Source organism: Micromonospora sp. HNM0581 (assembly GCF_012726175.1).
Classification (GTDB): domain Bacteria; phylum Actinomycetota; class Actinomycetes; order Mycobacteriales; family Micromonosporaceae; genus Micromonospora.
This window is the reverse complement of sequence record NZ_JAASAD010000012.1, coordinates 104,678-124,719: the sequence shown is the minus strand read 5'-3', so window position 1 is coordinate 124,719 and position 20,042 is coordinate 104,678. Positions and strand designations below refer to the sequence as shown.

The 20,042-nt window shown below is 72.5% G+C and carries 9 protein-coding genes; 1 reads left to right on the top strand and 8 read right to left on the bottom strand.

The window, feature by feature from the left end; all coding sequences use genetic code 11:
• Nucleotides 1-54 precede the first annotated feature (54 nt).
• Nucleotides 55-3,480: a BTAD domain-containing putative transcriptional regulator gene (locus tag HCA58_RS16035; protein WP_205808803.1), complete on the top strand. Its 3,426-nt coding sequence runs from the start codon at nt 55-57 to the stop codon at nt 3,478-3,480.
• Here HCA58_RS16035 and HCA58_RS16030 read toward each other — a convergent pair.
• From HCA58_RS16030 to HCA58_RS15995, 8 genes are read right to left on the bottom strand one after another with little or no spacing between them, the layout of a single operon-like run.
• Nucleotides 3,467-3,766, bottom strand: coding sequence for a YbaB/EbfC family nucleoid-associated protein (locus HCA58_RS16030; protein ID WP_169598642.1), 300 nt, complete (start codon nt 3,764-3,766; stop codon nt 3,467-3,469). The genes HCA58_RS16035 and HCA58_RS16030 overlap by 14 nt on opposite strands.
• Before the next feature lie 41 nt (nt 3,767-3,807).
• Nucleotides 3,808-7,116 carry a right-handed parallel beta-helix repeat-containing protein gene (locus tag HCA58_RS16025; RefSeq protein ID WP_169598641.1) on the bottom strand — a complete coding sequence of 1,103 codons (3,309 nt, stop codon included), beginning with the start codon at nt 7,114-7,116 and terminating at the stop codon, nt 3,808-3,810.
• Nucleotides 7,113-9,803 carry a hypothetical protein gene (locus HCA58_RS16020; RefSeq protein ID WP_169598640.1) on the bottom strand — a complete coding sequence of 897 codons (2,691 nt, stop codon included), beginning with the start codon at nt 9,801-9,803 and terminating at the stop codon, nt 7,113-7,115. Before HCA58_RS16020 ends, HCA58_RS16025 begins: the two co-directional genes overlap by 4 nt.
• A gap of 4 nt (nt 9,804-9,807) precedes the next feature.
• Nucleotides 9,808-11,172 (bottom strand): type VII secretion protein EccB, encoded by a 1,365-nt coding sequence (gene eccB, locus HCA58_RS16015; RefSeq protein ID WP_169598639.1) that lies wholly within the window; start codon nt 11,170-11,172, stop codon nt 9,808-9,810.
• A 6-nt stretch (nt 11,173-11,178) separates the two neighbouring features.
• Entirely contained in the window at nt 11,179-12,585 is a 1,407-nt protein-coding gene (gene eccD, locus HCA58_RS16010; RefSeq protein WP_169598638.1) for a type VII secretion integral membrane protein EccD, read from the bottom strand.
• A gap of 28 nt (nt 12,586-12,613) precedes the next feature.
• Nucleotides 12,614-16,570 carry a type VII secretion protein EccCa gene (eccCa, locus tag HCA58_RS16005; RefSeq protein WP_169598637.1) on the bottom strand — a complete coding sequence of 1,319 codons (3,957 nt, stop codon included), beginning with the start codon at nt 16,568-16,570 and terminating at the stop codon, nt 12,614-12,616.
• On the bottom strand, nt 16,567-16,914 hold the full coding sequence (locus tag HCA58_RS16000; RefSeq protein ID WP_169598636.1) for a hypothetical protein: 348 nt from the start codon (nt 16,912-16,914) through the stop codon (nt 16,567-16,569). Before HCA58_RS16000 ends, eccCa begins: the two co-directional genes overlap by 4 nt.
• The gene (locus HCA58_RS15995; protein WP_169598635.1) at nt 16,907-20,017 is read right to left on the bottom strand and encodes a hypothetical protein; all 3,111 of its coding nucleotides are present in this window, start codon (nt 20,015-20,017) and stop codon (nt 16,907-16,909) included. The genes HCA58_RS16000 and HCA58_RS15995 overlap by 8 nt, the downstream gene beginning before the upstream one ends.
• Between the last annotated feature and the right edge of the window lie 25 nt (nt 20,018-20,042).

The following is a 20,042-nucleotide window of genomic DNA, read 5'->3' as shown; positions in this document are numbered from 1 at the left end:
TCCTCCGCCGCCGACAGGCCGCCAGGCGACGGCGGGCCCGACCCGGACGCCCCGCTGCGGGTCAGCGTCCTCGGTCCGGTCCGGGCGTGGCGCGGCGACCGGGAACTCGCCCTCGGACCGGCCCGGCAACGCGCCGTGTTCGCGCTGCTCGCCACCGCCGCCGGTCGGCCGGTCGGTCGCAACGACCTGATCGACGGTGTCTGGGACGGCTCGCCACCACCGACCGCGATCGGCAACCTCTACACGTACGTATCGGGGCTGCGCCGCAGCCTCGGCCACGGCCTGCTCGTCTCCGGAACATCCGGGTACACGCTACGGCTACACCCCGGTGACCTGGACAGCGTCCAGTTCGCCGAACTCTGCGCCCGGGCGGACGTTGGCCGCGACCGGCAGCCGACGGTCGCCGGCGGCCTGCTCGACGACGCGCTGCGGCTGTGGCACGGGGAGGCGTACGCGGGGCTGACCGGTCACCGGTTCGAGCTGGAGCGGGCCCGCCTCACCCGGCAGCGGCTCGCCGCCGTCGAACAACGGGCCCGCATCCTCACCGAGCTGGGCGACGACTCGGTGGTGGCCGAGTTGGCCGGGCTGGTCCGGGACCACCCACTACACGAACCGCTGCACGAACTACTGATGCTCGCTCTGGACCGGGTCGGCCGGCGGACCGAGGCGCTGGAGGTCTACCACACGGCCCGGCGTATCCTCCGCACCGAGCTGGGCGCCGAGCCGCGTCCCGCCTTCACCGACCGGTACGAACGGATACGCGGCGCCGCCGCGCCGCAGCCGGTCGAGCCACGTCGGTTCCCCGTGACACTGCCCCCGCAGGTGGCCCGGATGCTGCGCGACAGGCCCGCGGACCAGCGGCTCACCGGGCGGGACGACGAGCTGCGCCGGCTGCGCGACACGCTCCGGGCGGTCGCCGACGGGCAGGGTGGGGCGGTCTGGGTCGAGGGTGAACCGGGCATCGGCAAGAGCGCAATTCTCACCGCCGCGTTCGCCGACGCGGGTGAGTGGGGTTGCCAACTCGGCTGGGGCGTCGCCACCGCAGCGGACCTGCGCGTACCCCTGGCGGTGTTGGTCCGGGCGTTGCGTCCCGACGCCGCACCCGGGCAGCACCGGGTGACGGTGCCAGCGGCCGGGACACATGCCGACGAGGCCGGCCCGGCCACTCCCGGGCCGGCAGGCGAGCAGGTGCTGACCTATCTGAGGGGAGCCTGCGCGATCGCCCCGATGGTGCTGGTCGTGGACAACCTCCAGTGGGCCGACCCGGCCACCGTACGGGTGTGGAGCCGGCTGGTCGCGGTCACCCGACGGTTGCCGCTGCTGCTGGTCGCGGCGGCCCGACCCGACCCGCGCCATCACCAACTGGCCGAGGTGCGGCGCCGCGTGCAGGCCGGCGACGGTCTGGTGCTCCGGCTGGGTCCCCTGCCACCGGAAGCAGTCGGACAGCTGGTGATCAGCCTGGTCGGCGCTCCGCTCGGACCGAAACTGGCCGAGGTGGTGCCGGCCAGCGGCGGCAACCCGCTCTGCGCCCGGGAGATGACCGAGGCGCTGCTGCGGCGCGGCGTGGTACGCGTCGACGGCGGCCTGGCCCACATTCCACACACCGTTGCGGTGTCCGCACCGGACTCGCTGATCACGGCCATGTGCAGCACGGTCGAGGTGCTGGCCCCCGGCACCCGGCAGGTGCTGCGGACCGCCGCCCTGCTCGGCACCGCTTTCGCCGTCGGTGACCTGGTCGCGGCGACCGGTCGCGCCGCCATGGATGTGGTGTCCGGTTTGGAGGAGGCGCTGGCCGCCGGTGTCGTCGTGGCCGTCGGCCGCGAACTGGGGTTCCGCCACGGGTTCCTGCGTCGGGCGCTCTACGAGCAGATCCCGGCCACGGACCGGCCGGACCTACACCGGCGGGTTGCCGAGGCGCTGGCCCGCCACGGCAGCCCGGTGAACCGGGTCGCCGAGCAACTGGCTGCGCTGCCGGCGGTGCTTGACGGCTGGGTGGTCACCTGGCTGATCGCCCACCACGCCGAGTTGGCCCGACAGGCTCCCCGCGTCGCCACGGACCTGCTGCGTCGGGCACTGGACAGCGGAATGCCCACGCCATCACAGCGTGTACAGCTGCTGGTCGGGCTGGTGAGGATGGACTTCCGGCAGTCCGGTTGGCCGTTGGACGAGGCCTGCGAGGCTGCCCGGTCGGCCGTCGATCCGGCCGACCGGGCCGAGATGCGGCACCTGCTCGCCACGATGCTGCATCGACGGGGAGACGTCGACACCGCGATCGGCATCCTCACCGACGCGATGACCGACAGCGCCGTTCCGGAACTCTGGCGTACCCGGCATCGGATGCTACTGGCCCAGATCCGTCAGGGACCGCTGGACAACCTCGACCAGGCGGACCGCACCGCCGCAGGGCTGCACGACGAGGCGATCGCCGCGGGCCAACCGTACGAGGCGGCACTCGCCCTGCAGACCAGGTGGCTGACCAACTCCGTCCGGCGTGACCACGAGCAGGCGCTGCGCTACCTCGATCAGGCGCTGGACCTGCTGGTCGGCCGCCCCGCCTTCGCCGGCATGTACTTCCACCTGCTCGACAACCGGGTCTTCACCTTGCAGAACCTGGACCGGTTGGACGAAGCCGAACGAACGTTGCAGGCTGCCACCCGCTACGCGATCCGGCACCGGCTACCGCCCAGCCTGCAGGTCGCCACCGCCGTACAGCACTACTGGCGTGGCCGGTGGGACGACACGTTGACTGAGGTCAACGCCGTCACCGACGGCGCCCCGGGGATCACTTTCCTGGGTACCCGGGAGCCGGTTGCGGTCGCCATGCTGCTGCACGGTGTGGCCGCGCTCGTCGCCGCGCACCGCGACGAGCCGGAGCTGGCCCGGGCGCACCTGGAGTCAGCCGAGGACCTGCCGGCCAGTGACGCCGAGCGGGAGTGCCGCGACTTCCTGCTGGCGGCCCGGGCGACCATCGCCGAGCAGCAGGACCGTCCCGGGGATGCGCTGGCGGTGCTGGAGCCGCTACTGATTCCCGGGTACGCCCCGATGCTGCTGCGCCACCAGTGGCTGCCGGCCCTCACCAGACTCGCGCTCGCCACCGGCCGGGGCGAGGTGGCCGAGCGGGCGGTGGCCGTCTGCGCCGACGAGGCCGCCAGAGAGGTCCGCCCGGCACGGGCTCACACGGCGGCGGCGCGCTGCCGGGCTCTGGTTACCGGAGATGCGGCTCCGGCCCTCACCGCAGCGGTTCACTACCGCACGACCGGCCGGATCACCGAACTCGGTGCCGCGCTGGAGGACGCGGCGGTACTGCTCGCGGCGAGCCGTCAACCGCATGCGGCAGCCCGGACCGGGGGCGAGGCGGCCGAACTGTACGCCCAGCTCGGCGCCGCGTGGGATCTGCGCCGGTTGCGGCGCAGGCTCTCCGAGTACGGCGTCGAACCGGCCGGCGGTCAGGTCGGTGCAGATCACCTCAGTGCAGGGTGATCTCGACCGGACCGAGTTTCTGCTCGGCGAGGGCGCCGGCGGACTCGGCGGCGGCACGGACCGCCTGCGCGATGGCATCCTGCAATGCCTCGGGGTCCCGCTGGTCGAACACGGCCGGGTCGACCCGGACGGCCTGGAGTTTGCCGAGGCCGCTGACCACCATGGTCACCGTGCCGTCGGCGGACCGTCCGGTGACCACCGACCTCGCCAGGGTGTCCTGCGCGTCGCGCATCGACTGCTCGAACGCTCGGGCGTGGTCGACGAATTCCTGCAGTTCGGGTGTCACGGCGGCCTCCGGTGGCTCGGTGTCGCAGACGGTGGCTCGGCTCAGCCGACGGCGGCCAGGCCGACGGCGGGTTGGCTCGTGACGTCGCCCCGGGCGGTCACGCCGTGCAGGTCGGCGAGGGCCAGCGTACGGGACGCCGCGGTGCGGGTGAGCTGCCACGAGTACAGGTGCGCGGCCCGGGCGGTCGGCGCGGGCAGCCCTGCTGTCAGGCCGACCAGGGCTGCCCGGACGTCGTCGGGGACCTGATGGCCGCGGCGCACCAGATGCCGGACGACGATCTCGGCCAGTTGTTCCGGGGAGTACGCGGGCATCGACCAGTGCTGTCCGAAGATCTCGCCGACGGCGGGAACGACCCGGCTCAGTGCGGTCGCCGTGTCCGGCTCGGCGAGCAGCACGACGACCGGGTCACCGAGGCTACGGCGGGTCGCCTCGATGACGTGTTCGACGATGTCCGTCCCGGTGCCGGTGCCGTCGTCGGTGTAGTCGACCAGCAGCACCCCGCCCTCGGCGTCACCCAGTGCCGCCTCTACCAGGCTGCGGGTCTGGCCCGGCCACTGCGGAGTCAGGTCGTGGCTGCTCACCCGGATCAGCTGCCCGACCGGGACGAGGCCCAGTTCGGACAGGCCCGCCGCGTAGAGGCGGGCGATCTCGCTGCGTCCGCTGCCGGCCGGGCCGGAGATCACCGTGTTGGCGTGTTTGCCGTAGCCACGCCGCCGGTTCCGCAGTTCGCAGAGCTGAAGCAGGGTCGCCCCGAACGCTTCCCGTACCGGGGCGACGCCGACCAGGTCGCAGACCCGCCGCCAGGTCCGGGCGGCGTTGATCGCGGCGGCCGGGTTGCGGGTGGAGTCCGGCTGGTCGGGCTCCTCCACCGGCATGGTGTCCAGCAACTCCAGCTCCGGAGCCAGGTCCAGCGCGGTGAGCCGGTTGAGTTCGCTGTCCTTCGACGGTGGGGTCGTGGCCAGCCGGGACGCCTGATTGTTGATCATCGCTTCGAAGAGTTTGCGGGCCACCCGACCGTTGCCGAAGGTCGCGTTCTTCGGCACCCGGGTGTAGTACGTGCGCAACGCCTCGACCGCGTCGTCGGTCAACTCGTAGTAGTGCTTGCCGCACAGGTTCGAGGTGATCGTCACGAGTTCCTCGACCGAGTAGTTCGGGAACTCGATGGTCCGGGTGAACCGGGAGGCCATGCCCGGGTTGGAGGCCAGGAACCTCTGCATCAGCTCGGAGTAGCCGGCCACGATCACCACCAGCTCGTCGCGGTGGTCCTCCATCATCTTCATCAGCGCGTCGATGGCTTCCTGACCGAAGTCCGGTCCCGACCCGCCCGACCCGGCCGACAGCGTGTACGCCTCGTCGACGAAGAGCACCCCGCCGAGCGCCTTGGTGACCAGCTCGGTGGTCTTGATCGCCGTCGAGCCGACGTACTGTCCGACCAGGTCCGCCCGCGCCGCCTCGACCATGTGTCCCTTGGTGAGGATGCCCAACTCGGCGAGGACCGACCCGTAGAGCCGGGCCACCGTCGTCTTACCGGTACCCGGCGGGCCGGCGAAGACCAGGTGCCGGCTCATCGGCGGCATCGGTAGGCCCATCTCCTGACGTACCTGCGCCATCCTGATCAGGTTGACCAGGGCGGTCACCTCGTGCTTGACCTCCCGCAGACCGATCAGTCCGTTGAGTTCGCCCAGCGGCCCACCCAGCTGGGGCTCGACCGGCAGCGGACCACCGTCCGGCCCGGCCTCGTCGGGCGCAGCGGAGGACGCCGGGGCGCCGGACGTCGGGGACGCGGGTTCCGCCGGCCGGTCGGAGCGTAGTCCCTCGACCGTCAGCTGCGCGTCGGTGACCCGACGGACATCCTCGTCGCCGCTGTCCTGCACGACACAGCGGATCAACGCAACCGGTTCCGGGGTGTCCACGTCGACTCCGGCGGCACCGTTGCCGAGCAGTTCGCAGTCGGTGAGATCTCCCCGGCCGCCCCGGCCGAACGCGACGCCGCAGTGCGCCGACCGCCTCACCCGAATCTCGGTGGCCGAGAGCACACCGCCGGGGCCGACCTCGATCCCGGTGCCCGGCGCCTCGACGACCTCGCTGTCCCGCATCCGTAGCTCGCCGTGCTCGATCCGGACGCCGGCACCCCGGACCAGGGCGGTCCGCAGGTCCAGGACGGCGCCCCCGGCGACGAGCACCGCGCTCGCCGCCGTACCGGTGATCCGTGCCTCGTGTACCGCGCCACGCGCGCCCTCGGTGACCTCGATCGCGAGCGCCGGACCTGCCGCCACCACCAGATCGGTACCGTCCAGCGCGGCACCGCCGGCGACCCGCATCCCGGCTCCGGAGCTGATCTCGGCCCGCAGGCGCTCTACCACCGCCGACGCGGACTCGTCGACGACCGCCAGGTGGGTCGTGGTGCCCCGGATCGTCACTCCCGCGAAGCGGGGTGCGGACGATCCGGCGACGCTGATACCGATCGGCGTGTCGGCGAACGTGCAGTCGGTGAAGACGGGCCGGGCCGCTCCGGTGACCTGCACGGCGCTGTGTCCGGCAACGCCGAACAGGCAACGCTCGAAGCGGGGCGCCGCCCCGTCGGTGATGTGCGCGGCCTGCACGGCCGCGCCGGTGAACCGGGAGTCGGCGACGACCACGTCGACCTCGCCGCGCAGGAAAAGGTCGACGTTTCCGCTCCCGGTGACGGTCAACCGGCCGATCCGCGCCCAGCCCCGCTGTTCCACCACCACAGCCGGTTTGCCGGCTCCGCTGATCTCGGTCTGTTCGACGGTCAACCGGCCGTCGCCGTTGACACACACACTGTTGGCGCCGGTGTCGCGCACCGCGCACCGCCGCAGCGTCAACACACCCGTCTCGGTGACCACCACCCCCGACGCGGCCACCTCGCTGATCACCGTGTCCTCGATGGTGCTGGGCGCCGCAGAGGTGACCACCACCCCTGTCCCGGCCGGGCTGCGGATCTCGCAGCCGCGAAGGGCGACCGAGCCCCGCAGCCGGGCGAGCAGTGTCGTCCAGGACGCCCCGCTGATCACGCAGTGGTCGAGCGCCGCCTCACCGGAGTGGACGTCGACGGCTGCGAGCGCGGGATCGGCACTGGCCAGGGTGATGCCGCGCAGCTGGGCACCGTCCCCGTGCACCACCAGGACGCTGCCCTCCTCGACCCGCACCTCCACCGAGCCCGGTTCGGCCGCGCTGATCGTGATCCGGTCACCGACGACGATCTTCTCGGTGTACCGGCCGGGATGGACCGTGATCGTCGCCCCGGCCTGGGCACGGGCCACCGCGGCACCGATCGTCGGGTACGCGCCGGGCTTCCCCCCGCCCACCACCAGCACCTGTCGGGTCATCTGCCGGTCACCTCCTCGTCCGCCGGGCGACGGATCAGGCCGGGCAGCCCGCCGAACCGGTCCCGGGCGGCCGAGCCGACCCGCCGGGCCGGTTCGGCTTCGGCCCACCGGTTCAGGCTGCGCCGCAGCGACGTCGCGGCGAGTTCGTCGAAGGACGCCCGACCGGGGTCGACCCGCCCGTCCGGACCGATCTCGGTGGCCCCGATCTCGCGCATCAGGATCGCACCGCGCTGGTCGCCGGCCGGCTCCCGCAACTCCAGGATCTTGAAGTGGGTTCCGGGCAGGAACAGCACCCGGTCGTCGACCCGGTCGTCGCCGGCCGGCTCCAGCAGCCCCGTCCGACGGGCGGTCATCGACCAGATCAGCACGTCGGTGTCGCCCCGCTGGCCGGAGCAGGGGGCGGTCAAGGCGGTCACGAACGACCAGTCGGTGACCGGCCGGCGCTGCCGGTAGGCCGCCCACTCGGCAGCCAGCGGCGAGGTTCGGTAGATCGTCGCGCCCCGGTAGGACGGCAGCCGGGACAGCCCCGCGGCCACGCACCGTGCGAACGGTACGTGCGGGCCGGTGACGCCGGACCGCAGGCCGGCGTCGACAGCAGCACCCCGCCCGGACAGGTGGAGACGGACCGCCACCGAGTCGGCGAGGATGTCGTCGGCGCTGGCCGTACCCGCGCCTTGCAGGCCCGGATGTTCGGACATGATCCGGGCGACCGAGCTGGCCATGTTGTCGAACTCGCGGCTGAGCGTACGGCGCAACCAGGCCCGCTCGTCGTCGAGCTGACGGCGTTTCGGCAGGAGCGCGGACGCCGAGGCGGCGGGCACCGGCTGGTGCCGTACTCCGGGATCCACCGACCGCGGTGAGTCCGGCGCGGGTCGGGTTGGCGCGGCGGCGACGGCTGGGGCCGGCGTCGCGCCGACCGGCCGGTCCGGGGCCGCAGCGGACGGCACCACCAGCTCCGCGGCGACCATCCCCGGCGGGGCGATCGGAGCCGGTGGGCCAACGGACGGCTCGGTGCCGGCCACCGCCCGGGCCATCGCGGCGGTCACCGCCGGCTCGGACACACCGACCGGGCCGGTCACCACCGGCTCAGACACACCGACCGGGCCGGTCGGGACCGGCGGCAGCTCGGTCGGTACCGGGCGTGACGACGGCTCCGCACGCACCGGCGCGGCTACCGGCAGTACCGACGGGACGTCCACCGTCACCGGTTCCGTCGCCGGGGTCGACGGTGCGGTGGGCGCGGCCACCGGCGGAACTTGGTCCGTGACCGGCGCAGGGGCCGGTCGCGCCGCCGCCGGGTGGAAGACAGACTCGGCCATCGGCGCCGGCAAGGCCGTCGCTGCCGGCTGAGGTGCCTCCCGAGGCACCCGAGTGACGATCGACGGTGCCACGGTGGCCAATACCGCCTCCGCCCGACCGGCCGGCCGCTGCCGCACCAGCTCCGACGTCGGTAGCAGCGTGTGCCCCGGACCGGTACTACCCTCTATCCGGGCCGCGAGGTCCTCGGCGAGTTCACGCATCCGGCCGGCACGGTCGACCACCGAATCGTCGAAGATCAGCCTGCTTCCCTCCGGGTCGAGCCGCAGGTCACGAATCTGGTCGGCGTTCGGCGGGACCTCCGTCGACCGCACCCAGAGCCCGGCCTGGACCACCTCGATCACGGCGTCCGGGGCGTACCAGTAGACCCTGCTCTCGACCTCCTCGACGTGCGGCAGCGGTGTGCGGTGACGCAGCAGCACCGGCCGCCGCCCCTTCACGGCGTCCCGCGACCGTGGCACGTAGCCGAGTTCCAGCGCGAACGGCTGCCAGCCCAGCACGCCGTCGGCGCGTACCGTCCGGATCTCGTACCGGTAGGGGGCGCCGACCGGCACACCGGTGTAGCAGGTGACGCCGGTCGCGAGCAGGTCAGCGAGGGCCTGGCCGAACGCCTCGCCCTCCGGGAGACGGACGTCGCCGTACTGGACGAACCGGGCCCGGTCACGGCTCTGCGGATCGAGCGCACGCCAGAAGCGGACCACGTCGTCGAGGGAGAGCGGGGCGGTCCCGGGGCAGCCGAGCAGCACCGTCATCACCTCCGGCTGGCACGGCACGTCGGCGACCAGCCGCTGACGGTGCTCGGCCACCGTCTCCGGGTCGCGTACGTCGTGGATCCAGACACCACCCGGCAACGGCTCGATCTCCCCGGTCGAACTGGACGCCCTCCGCTCAGTCGCCGCCTTGTCCCACGACGGGGCCGGGTAACGCTTGGCGTCCCAGGTCGGCGGTTTGCCCGGACGGAACCTGATCCACCCACTGTCCGGTGTGGAATGGACGAACAGCCCGCCGCCCGCGCCCCGGACCAGCTCACCGTCGGGGGCGATGACGGTGCGGTTCAGCCGCTCCGACAGCCACTGCCCGGCCATCGCGACCGTGTCGCCGTACGCCCCGCACGCCATCAACCGGATCCCCCGGCGGCGTCGGGGCAGCACGAGTGCCATCGACTCCCAGGACCCGACCGGCAGACTGCGCCCCAGATCGAGCACCACCACATCGTTGTCGGCGTCCTCGACCACGGTCAACGCCAACGACTGCGCCTCGGCGCTGATCGCCTCCTCGGCGTGCAGCACCATCGCGTTGCCGACGGTGTGCTGGACGACACCGCCGACCGAGCCGCCCTGGCCGCGCAACAGACCACGGATCACGGACATGCCTTCACCCTTCCGCCAGGCTGGTTACGGCTTTGCGGCTCAACACCGGCCCCTGGGGCATCGCCGCCAGCAGGTCCTTCGGGAACGGCACCGGGCTGACGCCGGAGAACTTCAGCGCCGCCAGCGTGGACTCGTCGGCCAGATGGTGGACCCGACCCTCGTCGGAGATGAACGCGACCTGGCGGGTGGCTGCCGGTGCCGCCGGCACCGGCAGCACCAGCATTCCGGAGCCGGGGCGGGCCCGTACGGTGGTCGTTCCGTCGGCGGTCACGACGCCCGAGTCCCCCGAACCAGCGAGGACCACCACACTGGCGACCGTCTCAGTTGCGACCGGGAACTGTCGCATGCAGACCGCCCGGCCGGCCGTTTCGGCGAGCTGCCACGACACGAGGTCGGGCAGGCGGTCGAGCAGCGTCCGGTCGGCCGAACGGCGGGCGGCGACGATCGCGGCCGACCCCACCTCGACCGGGGGCTGGGCAGTCGCGGCGTCGGCGATCAGGAACTCGGTACGGCTCATCGGTGCCAGCCCGTCCTGCCGCAGGACGAAATGCTGCGCCGAGCCGGTTGCCGTACGCTGCCGGAACAGCATGCCGACGGGGTACCGCCGCCCGTCGACCGCTGGTCCCGGTTCACCTGCCCCGGCGATCTCGGCTGGAGCCAACGCCGGGCCCTCCCGAAGCCAGCCGAGCCACATCCTCGGGGCCGGCGGCGGATCGATAGCGGCGGCACCGAGCGCCACCAGCACCGCCTCGTCGTCGATCCGGTATTTGAGCTGGTTGGACAGCAGGTACCGCACCCCGGCGACGTCGCGTACCACCAGGAACCGATCCGGTGGCAGGGCGGTGGTGGGGCTGCTCGGGTCGAGCTGGACCCCCAGGCCGATACCGCCACCGGCGGGGGCCACCGAGCTGGGCAGGCAGGCCAGCCAGGGCCCCTGGGTCAGCGCGTCGGCGGTGGGTAGCTGTCGCGGCGCACCCACCAACCCCAGCGGCGCGCCCCGGGGAACACCCGTGAGGGAGTTCTTCGATATCAGCTTGACGTGACCCGCCGCGCCCTGGATCAGCATCGCCGACGCCAGATCGGGCACCTGGTGCATGATCCCGTCGACGACCACGTACCGGTTACCGGTCTCCTTCTCCACCAGGATCACGCCGGCCTGCCGGTAGGCCCGGCTGCCGCCGGGGACGATCCAGCCGTAGACCGCGAAGCCGCCCAACACAAGCACCAGCACGATGACGCCGGCCAGCAGGCCGGTCTGCGCGCGACGGCCGGGGATCTCCGCCCCGGTCGGATCCCCCCCGACCAGAGCCGAGCTGAGCCGGCCCATCATGAACGTGTGGGCGTGGACGTGGTCGCGCTGCGTCTGCACCCCGGCCTACCCGAACAATCCGCGGGCCCAGGCGTACAGGCCGAGGATCTGCGCCAGCACCGGCAACACCGCCACCCCCGTCACCACGTCCAGGAACGTCGCCGTGTACTCCCAGAACGGCAGCAGCCGCCGCGGCCAGGGCCGCATCGCGGCCAGCACCAGCGGGACCAGCACCGCCAGCAACCCGGCCAGCAGGGCCCACCGCCATCCGTCGGGCAACAGTTGGGAGAAGCGATCGAGGACCATCAGGTACCCGACCGTACCGGCGGCGGTCAGCGCGACGCGCTGCCACAACCCGAGGAAGGTACGTGCGCGCAGCAGGATTGCACTGGCGACCGTCAACACCAGCGCCCACCCCGCCCAACCGGGAGTCGCGAGCACCAGGTCGAACAGGACCGGCAGCGCGAGTGCGGCGCTGACCATCGTCACCGTCAGGTAGGTGTCGGCGTCGTCGGTTCGCTCCCGCACCACGTCGGCAGGGACCGGCTCGGTGTCGTACGACATGTCGGCGCCGGTCTTCGGTAGCTGCGGCCCGCGCAGCCGGGCGAACTTCACCACCGCCCGGGGCGCCACCACGACCACGGTCAGCGTCACCGTGACGGCGATACCGGCGCTCTGCTGCCAGGCCAGCGACGCGGCCAGGTGTACCAGCACCAGCGCACTGGTCGCGGTACCGGTCGCCGCGAGGACCAGCATCGGCGCGAACGGCAGATGCGGGGTGAGGGTCCGTTGGGCCAGCAGCAGCACCATGGCCATCCCGGCCCCTGCGGTCGCGGCGGCCAGCACCGCCGGTCCGGTGACGGCGATCGCGGTCGGATGCCCGTCCACCGCGCTGGCGGCAGCCAGCGCCGCGAAGGCCGTGGCGGCGACACCGAAGAGCAGCGAGAACGCTCCGTCTGCCACCCGGCGGGCGTAGACCAGCGCGGCGGTGAGGAACACCGCCGCGAGGACACCGGCGGCGACCACCTGCGGCAACACCGGCCCCCGGTCGGTGAGCAGCACGGCGAGCAGGCCCAGCGCGACGGAGGACAGCCCCAGGAACAGCGGCCGGCGGTACTCCGGCTGCCAGCGGTCCGGGCGGCGGTTGACGGTGGTGGCGATGCCCTCCGCGAGGTCGTCGAAGTCCAGCTCGGGCAGCGGGTCCTCGGCCCGGCGCAGGTGCAGTACCTCCCCTTCCAGCCAGTCCAGGCTTTCCGGGGTGGCGCCGAGGTCGAACGGCGCCTCGCCGAGACGCTGCAACACCCAGGCGCCCCCGGTGTCGTCGCCCTCGGGCCGCCGGTCCGGCACGGCGTGCCGCATCAGCATCGGCAGCAAAGCCGCCACCGGCATGGTGGACGGGACAGCCAGGTCGACCCTACGGTCCGGACCGACGACGCTGATCCGGCACAACCGCCCCTGCATCGCGGCAGTCACCCGCGTACTCCCTTCGAAGCCGGAAGGCTCATTCGACGTACCCGGTCTGCATCAGCGACACCCCGCGGCGGGTGACCCGTTGGGCCCGCCCCGGCGGCAATCGACGGGGCGCCGCCTCCCCCAGGAACTTGCCCTCCTCCTTGGGGTACGACAGCAGGGTCGCCGGCGTGCCGAGTTCCCAGAGCCGGCGGATGACCGGGTCCATCATGGCCCGCATCGCACCGGAGGTGCTGCGCGCGACGATCAGGTGCAGGCCGATGGTCAGGCCCTGGGCCAGCAGCGGCAGCAGCGGTTCGAGCGCCGAACCCATCCCGCCGCTCTTGGTCATCAGGTCGTAGTCGTCGACCACGACGAACAGCTCCGGTCCCTCCCACCAGTCCCGCCGACGCATCCGCTCGGACGAGATCTCCGGGCCCGGCACCCGCCGGTTCATCGAGACCGAAGCCTGCCCGGCGAGTTCGAAGAGCTTGTCGCCGGTGAAGCCGAACCCGACCTGGTAGGCGGCCGGCAGGGCGGTGTCCAGGTCCCGGCGGGAGTCACCGAGCACCACCTTCGCCTGCTCCGGGGTCCACCGTCGCTGGATCGCCCGCAGTACCAGACGCAACACGTTCGACTTGCCGGTCTCGTTGTCCCCGAAGACCAGCAGGTGCGGGGTGGTCATGAAATCGTGCCAGACCGGGGCCAGACGCTGCTCGTCCAGGCCGAGGCAGACCTTGAACTCCGGTTCCGGTCCGGGCAGCCGCTCGACCGACAGTACGGTGGGCAGCATCCGTACCGTGGGGGCCGGCGGACCGGACCAGAAGGTGCCGATCTCCTCGGTGACCGCCTTGGTCGCCTCGGCCAGGTCGGTCACCTGTGAACTGCCGTCCATCCGTGGCAGCGCGCCCAGGAAGTGCAGGCCGCCGGAGGTCAGGCCACGGCCAGGCTGGTTCGGAACGGTGGCCGCCTTGCGGGAGCCCACCTCGGACTCCATCGTGTCACCGAGCCGCAGCTCAAGCTTGGTGCCGATCAGGTCACGCAGCCAGGTCCGCATCTCCGACCAGCGGGTCGCCGTGATGATCACGTGGATGCCGAAGGACAGCCCCCGCGAGACGAGTTCCTGGAACCGGCTGTCCAGCTCGGTGAAGTCCTGCTTCATCGTGTAGTAGCCGTCGATGACCAGGAAGACGTGCCCGAACGGGTCGTCGATGTCACCGCGTGCGCGAGCCGCCAGGTAGCTCTGCATCGAGTCCAGTCCACGCGCCGCGAACTCGGCTTCCCGCCGCTCCATGACCTGCCCGATCTCCTGGATCGTGCGGACCACCCGGTCCCGCTCCATCCGGGTGGCGATCGAACCGATGTGCGGCAGGCCGGCGACCGACGACAGCCCACCGCCACCGAAGTCCAACCCGTAGAACTGCACCTCCTGCGGTGTGTTGGTGAACGCGAGCCCCAGCAGCAGGCTGCGCAGCAGCGTCGACTTGCCGCTCTGCGGTGCACCGGCGATACCCACGTGCCCGTCGGCCCCGCCAAGCTCGACGGTCAGCAACTCGCGGAGCTGGTCCTGCGGTCGGTCCACCACACCGACCGGTACCCGCAGCCGGCCCTGCGCGTCCGGGTCGTCCACGGTCATCCCACGTGCCGGGTCCGGCACCACGCTCGGCAGCAACGCGTCGAGGCTCGGCGCGGTCGACAGTGGCGGAAGCCAGACCTGCCGGGCCGGTGGCCCCGCCCCGGCCAGCCGGTCGAGCAACACCTCGGCCAGGGTCGGCCCGGTCGCCGCCTCGGCCTCGTCTGCCACCTCGGTCGGCTCGGCGACGATCGGCTGCTCGCGGCCAGGGTCGTGCCGGGCGTCGACCTGCCGGCCGGTGAACTCGACAACACGCAGCGGGACCGGCTCGTCGTCGCGGCGTTCCCGCACCGCCCCCGCTCCGGTGTACGGGCCGGAGACGTACGCCGACTTGAACCGGACCAGGTTGGTGGTGTCCAGTCGGAGGTAGCCGTTGCCCGGTTCGGGCGGCAGTTCGTACGCCTTGCCGACCCCGATCACCGACCGGGACTCCATCGACGAGAAGGTACGCAACGCGATCCGGTACGACAGGTGCCCCTCGACCCGGTTGATCCGGCCCTCGTCGAGGCGCTGCGACGCGAGCAGCAGGTGCACCCCGAGGCTGCGGCCGAGCCGGCCGATCGAGACGAACAGGTCCATGAACTCGCTCTTGCTGGAGAGCAACTCACTGAACTCGTCCACGACGATCAACAGCACCGGGAACGGCACCAGCTGGACCCCAGCGGCCCGGGCCTTCTCGTAGTCGAACAGCGAGGCGTACCCGCTGGCCCGCAGGGCCTCCTGACGGCGGGTCATCTCGCCGTTGAGCGCGTCCTGCATCCGGTCGACCAGCGGCAGTTCGTCGGCCAGGTTGGTGATCACCGCCGAGGTGTGCGGCAGCCGCTCCATGCCGAGGAAGGTCGCGCCGCCTTTGAAGTCGACCAACACCAGGTTGAGAATCTCCGAGCTGTGCGTGGCGGCAAGCGCACAGACCAGCGTCCGAAGCAGCTCCGACTTGCCGGACCCGGTCGCCCCGATGAGCAGCCCGTGCGGGCCCATCCCGCCCTGCGCCGACTCCTTCAGGTCCAACTCGATGACCTCGCCGTCCTCGGTGACCCCGATCGGCACGGTGAGCCGGTTACGCTGCGGCTGCCGGGTCCGCCACAACGCCGGTACGTCGATGGTGTAGGCGTCGCGGATGCCGAGCAGTGTGGTCAGCTCGAAGCTGGACTCCATCGGCTCGTCGACCACGTCGAGGGTGCCGCTGGTCCGCTTCGGCGCGATGATCCGGGCCAGGGCCTCGCTCGCCGCCACGTCCAGGCTGTCTCGCTGCGCCGTGCCGGTGCTCTCCCCAGCCGGATACGAGACCTGGTCGTCCGTCATCGACAGGCGCAGTACCTTCGGGCCGCCCGGCATTCCCCCGGTCAGGTCGAGCAGCACCACGTTGCGGATCCCGGCACCCAGTAGACGGGCGCTCTCCGGCAGCTCGACCAGATGGGCCACGATCACCAGGAACGGTTCGACGGCCGACGGTCGGGCCGCCCGGTCGTGGTCACCTCGGTCGCCGACCTCGGGGCCGAGCAGGTCCATCAGCTCCTCGTACCGGCCGGAGAACAAGCGCACCGGCCCAGCCGAGTCGTACGCGGTGGGGTGCGCGTTGTGCGGCAACCACTTGATCCAGTCCCACGGGTCACGGTGCACCTCCTCGGCGAGCACCGCCACCCGCAACTCGTCCGGCGCGTGGAACGTCACCAGCTGCGCCACCATCGCCCGGGCCAGGTCGACCGCGGACTCCGCATCGCCCTCGAACTCGATGCTGGTGAAGCTGCGCAGCCCCACCGAGATCGGGATACCGGAGACCGTCCGGTACGCCTCGGAGAACCGTCGCAGCGAGATGGACGACAGCGGCTCCAGGTCCTCGATCGGTTTCGTCGACGGCGGGCTCAGTTCGAGCATGGCGTTCTGCCGGCCGATTCCGATCCGTACCCGGCCGAAGTCGTCGTGGCTGGGCCGCCGTTCCCACAGCCGGCTGCTCATCGCCACCGACCACAGCCAACTCGGCTGCGGATTGTTCCAGAGCACGTACTGCCGTTGCTGGTCCGCCGCGGCGCGGGCACGCCGGCGCAGCTGGCCGATGTAGCGCAGGAAGTCGCGGCGTTCCCCGCGCATCTTGCGCTTGCGGTCGGCGGCGGCCCGGCCGATCTGCATGACCCCCATCAGCAACATGCCGGCGGCCATCGCACCGCCCATGACGTACATGATGGGTGAGCGGCTGAACAGCCCGAACATGGCCATCATCGCGCCCATGCCGAGGCCCATCGGCACGATCATCGCGAACGACCGGAAGTCCAGCGGCGCCTCCTCCGCCATCAGCGGCGGCTCCTGTAGGTCGAGGCGGCCCTCGGGCGCGTCCGGACCGGCCGCCCGCGGCGGGCGCTTGACGGTGACCGTACTCATCCGAGCACCCCCGGGCCGGCGCCGCCGCCGGTCCAGGCGGCATCGTCCTGGTGGAGCAGTTCGACCGCGTACCGGTCGTTGCGGAACCGCTCGGCGGCCTTGAGGTCGTCCTCCTCGTCGTCGTCGGACCGACGCTGGGAGGCCGGTCCGACCGTGCGCGCCTCGGCCTCGGCCCGCGCGCGTTCCTCGGCCTTGCGGGCCAGCCGACGCTCCCGCATGATCAGGTACCGCTCCTCGACGGTGGGTTCCCGCCCACCGCAACTCAGCCGCTCGTCCTCGTCCGCAGTCCGGGGTCCGGTGGCCGTCCGCCGCCACACCGCCCGTCCGGCCACGTGCTCAGTCATCGTCCGCCCGCCGATCTCGCTCGCCAGCGCTTCCGTCCAACCAGGACGGCGCGGCATCGTCCCAGCCGGTCATGTCGGTCTGCTCGTCGTCCGGCAGGATCACCGGTACGAACTCGTCGCCGGTCGGTGCGTCGGCGTCCGGGTCCTCGGTCGCCCAGGTCGCGGCCTGCTCGGTCAGCAGTTCGGCTGCCTCGGGCCGGTCCGGGTCCTCCCGGTCGTCCTCGGACTGGCTGAGCGGGCCGAGGACAGGGCCACGGTGTTCGACCGGAACCGCCGTTTCCCGGGCCACCGGTGGCGTCGGCGGGCTGACCGCCCGGACCGGGGTGCCGGGGTTCGTCCCCGGTACGGCCGGGGCGCTACGGTTCGGCCCCGACCCGGCCTCTGCGGTGGCCGCTGCCGCGAGGGACGCTGCGGCGGCCAGCCCGGCAACGGCCACCACGGGTGGGGGCTGCGCAGGCTCCACAGGTGCGACGAGGCCCACTCCGGCCGAAGGCGTCCCGCTTCGGGCGATCGGCTCACCGGAATGCGGTTCGCCGGGCTGCGGTTCACCGGGTGGCAGCCAGTCCGCGCCGTCCGCGCCGACGAGGCCACCTGCGACGGGCCGCTCCGGCACGGCAGCGCCGCCACCGGCCGGTCCCGCTGGCTGGGCCGGTACGGCCGGTAGGGACACGCCAGGTACCCCGGACCATTCCGGCATCCCGGGTTCGCGGACGTCCGCAGCCGGCACGTCAACCGCCGCGTCGGCCGGGGCGGGCACGCCGGGACCGGTCAGCCCCGGTCCCCCGGGTTCGGCGCCCGCCGGGGCACCGGGCAGGTCGACACCGCTACCCGACGGGTGCCAGTTGCCCGGGTCGGCTCCGATCAGGCCCTGCGCGTCCGGGGTTTCCGGCATGCTCGGGCCACCACCGCCTGGAGTCCCCGCAGGGCCGGGCACGCCCGGCATCCCGGCGAACGGCGGGGCCATTCCGGTGTACGGCGGGGTGCCCACGTCCGTCGGTGGGTTGCCCGCGCCCGGAGGCAGGGTGCTCATGTCCGGAGGCGGGGTGCCGACCGGCTGGGCGCCCAGGCCCGGACCGCCCGCGGCGGTGCCGTCCGGCGCGGCCGGACCGTCCGCCTCGCCCCCGCTTCCCAGCCAGTTACCCTCGTCACCGGTGACGAGCCCGTTGGCGTCCGGCAGGTCGGGAAGGGGCGCACCGTTCGTCCCGCCCGGTCCGGGAGCACCGGGCGGCATCATCGGCGGAACCATCGGCGGAACACCCGGTGCACCAGGAACCGCCGGCACCATCGGTGCACCAGGAACCTCCGGCGCACCTGGCACCACCGGCAGCTCCGGAACAGCCGGCACATCCGGACCCAGACCAGCACCACCAGAACCCACACCCGACGGCGCGTCCGGCACCGGAGCCCCCGGAACCACCGGCTGCCAATCCCCCGGATCCCCCTCCACCAGACCACCCGAATCCGGCACCTCAGGCAACTGCCCACCACCACCCGGACCACCAGCACCCGGCGGAACCATCGGCGGAACCATCGGCGGAACACCCGGCACACCAGGAACCGCCGGCACCACCGGTGCACCAGGAACCTCCGGCACCACCGGTGCACCAGGAACCTCCGGCGCACCTGGCACCACCGGCAGCTCCGGAACAGCCGGCGCAGCCGGCGCGCCCGGCGCGTCCGGCGCACCCGGTCCCGACGAACCCGGGACTTCGGGAACCGCCGGCACGTCCGGTGCCAGCGGCGGCGCAGGGACGTCCGGCAGGTCCGGCGAGGCCGGCGCATCAGGCATCACCGGGGGCTGGACAGCACCGCCGGAATCCGGTGAATCCGTTTCCGGCGGCTGGCTGGTCCCGCCGTTCGCAGGAGGCAGAGCAACGACCGGGGGAACGACGGGTGGCGCTGCGACCGGCGGCGGAACGACCGGTGGGGGTGTGACCGGCGGCGGAACGACACCACCGGGGGGCTGGTCGACGCCGGACCCGTCGGTGGGTGGACTGTCGAAGCCCGGCAGGCCGCCGACCGGGGCGGGAGTGACGATGGGCGGCGCGGGAGCGAGGTCTGGCGGTACCGGCACCGTGGAGTTGTGGGAGGTCGGCGGTGGCACCACCTGCGGAGGCGAGAGCCCCCCATCCGGGTCGGGCGGACCCTGCGCCGGCGGCGGAGTGCCCGGGGGTGCCACCACCGGTGGCGGCACCACACCCGGCGGTGTCACCTGGGGAGGCGGCGTCACATCCGGCGGCGGGACCGTCGGCGGAGGCGTCACCTCCGGAGGCCCGTTCGTTGGTGGCGGCGTCACATCCGGCGGCGGGATCGTCGGGGGCGGCGGCGTCGTCGGGGGCGGCGGCGTGGTCAGGGGAGGCGGCGTCGTCAACTGCGGCGTGGTCGGCATCGTCGGCTCCGGGATGTCCGGCTCGCCGGTCCCGCCCGGTGGAGTCACCGCGTCATAGGTGAAGTTGTACTGGTCGGCCAGGGTGCCGACGACCTGTGCCATCTGCCGGGCCATCGGCTTCTCGAACGCCGTACCGCTGATCGGCACCAGCTTTCCGCTGGGCTCGACCCCGCTCTCCCTTGCGATGGTCGCCCAGTCGTAGTCGAGCTTCTTGATCGCGTACTGGGCCCAGGCCAGGTAGTTGGCGCTGTTGAGCAGTTGGTGGGGCACCGAGTTGATGTGGTTGGTGCCGGCTACACCGGCGATGCGCTCCGCCTGGCTGCCCAGCCAGTCAGCGAAGTACTGCATCTTCGCCAGGAACGCGTCGGCGGCGGCCCCCTGCCAGGCTCGCTCCGGGCCGGCGATGGCCTCGGCCTGGCGACGGATGAAGTCCTCCAGCCAGATCAACGTTTCCTGGGCGTTGTAGAACGCCGTCGAGGCGTCCATCACCGACTGCGCGCTGACCAGCCTCGCGGCTTCGGCCCGGCCCTCCTCGGTCTCCAGGGCCGCACCACCGTCCACCGATGCGAGCAGCTTGCGCCAGCCGCGCTCCTCCTCAGCCCACTGCTGGTAGTCGAGGAGGTTCGAGGTGTCGATGACCGCGGGCCGGAAGGTCGCCTCCTCCTCCACCCCCCTCCTCCAGGGGTTGTTCTCTTCGTTCTCGTTGTCCCCCACGCCCGCCTCTATTCCGTCCTACTCA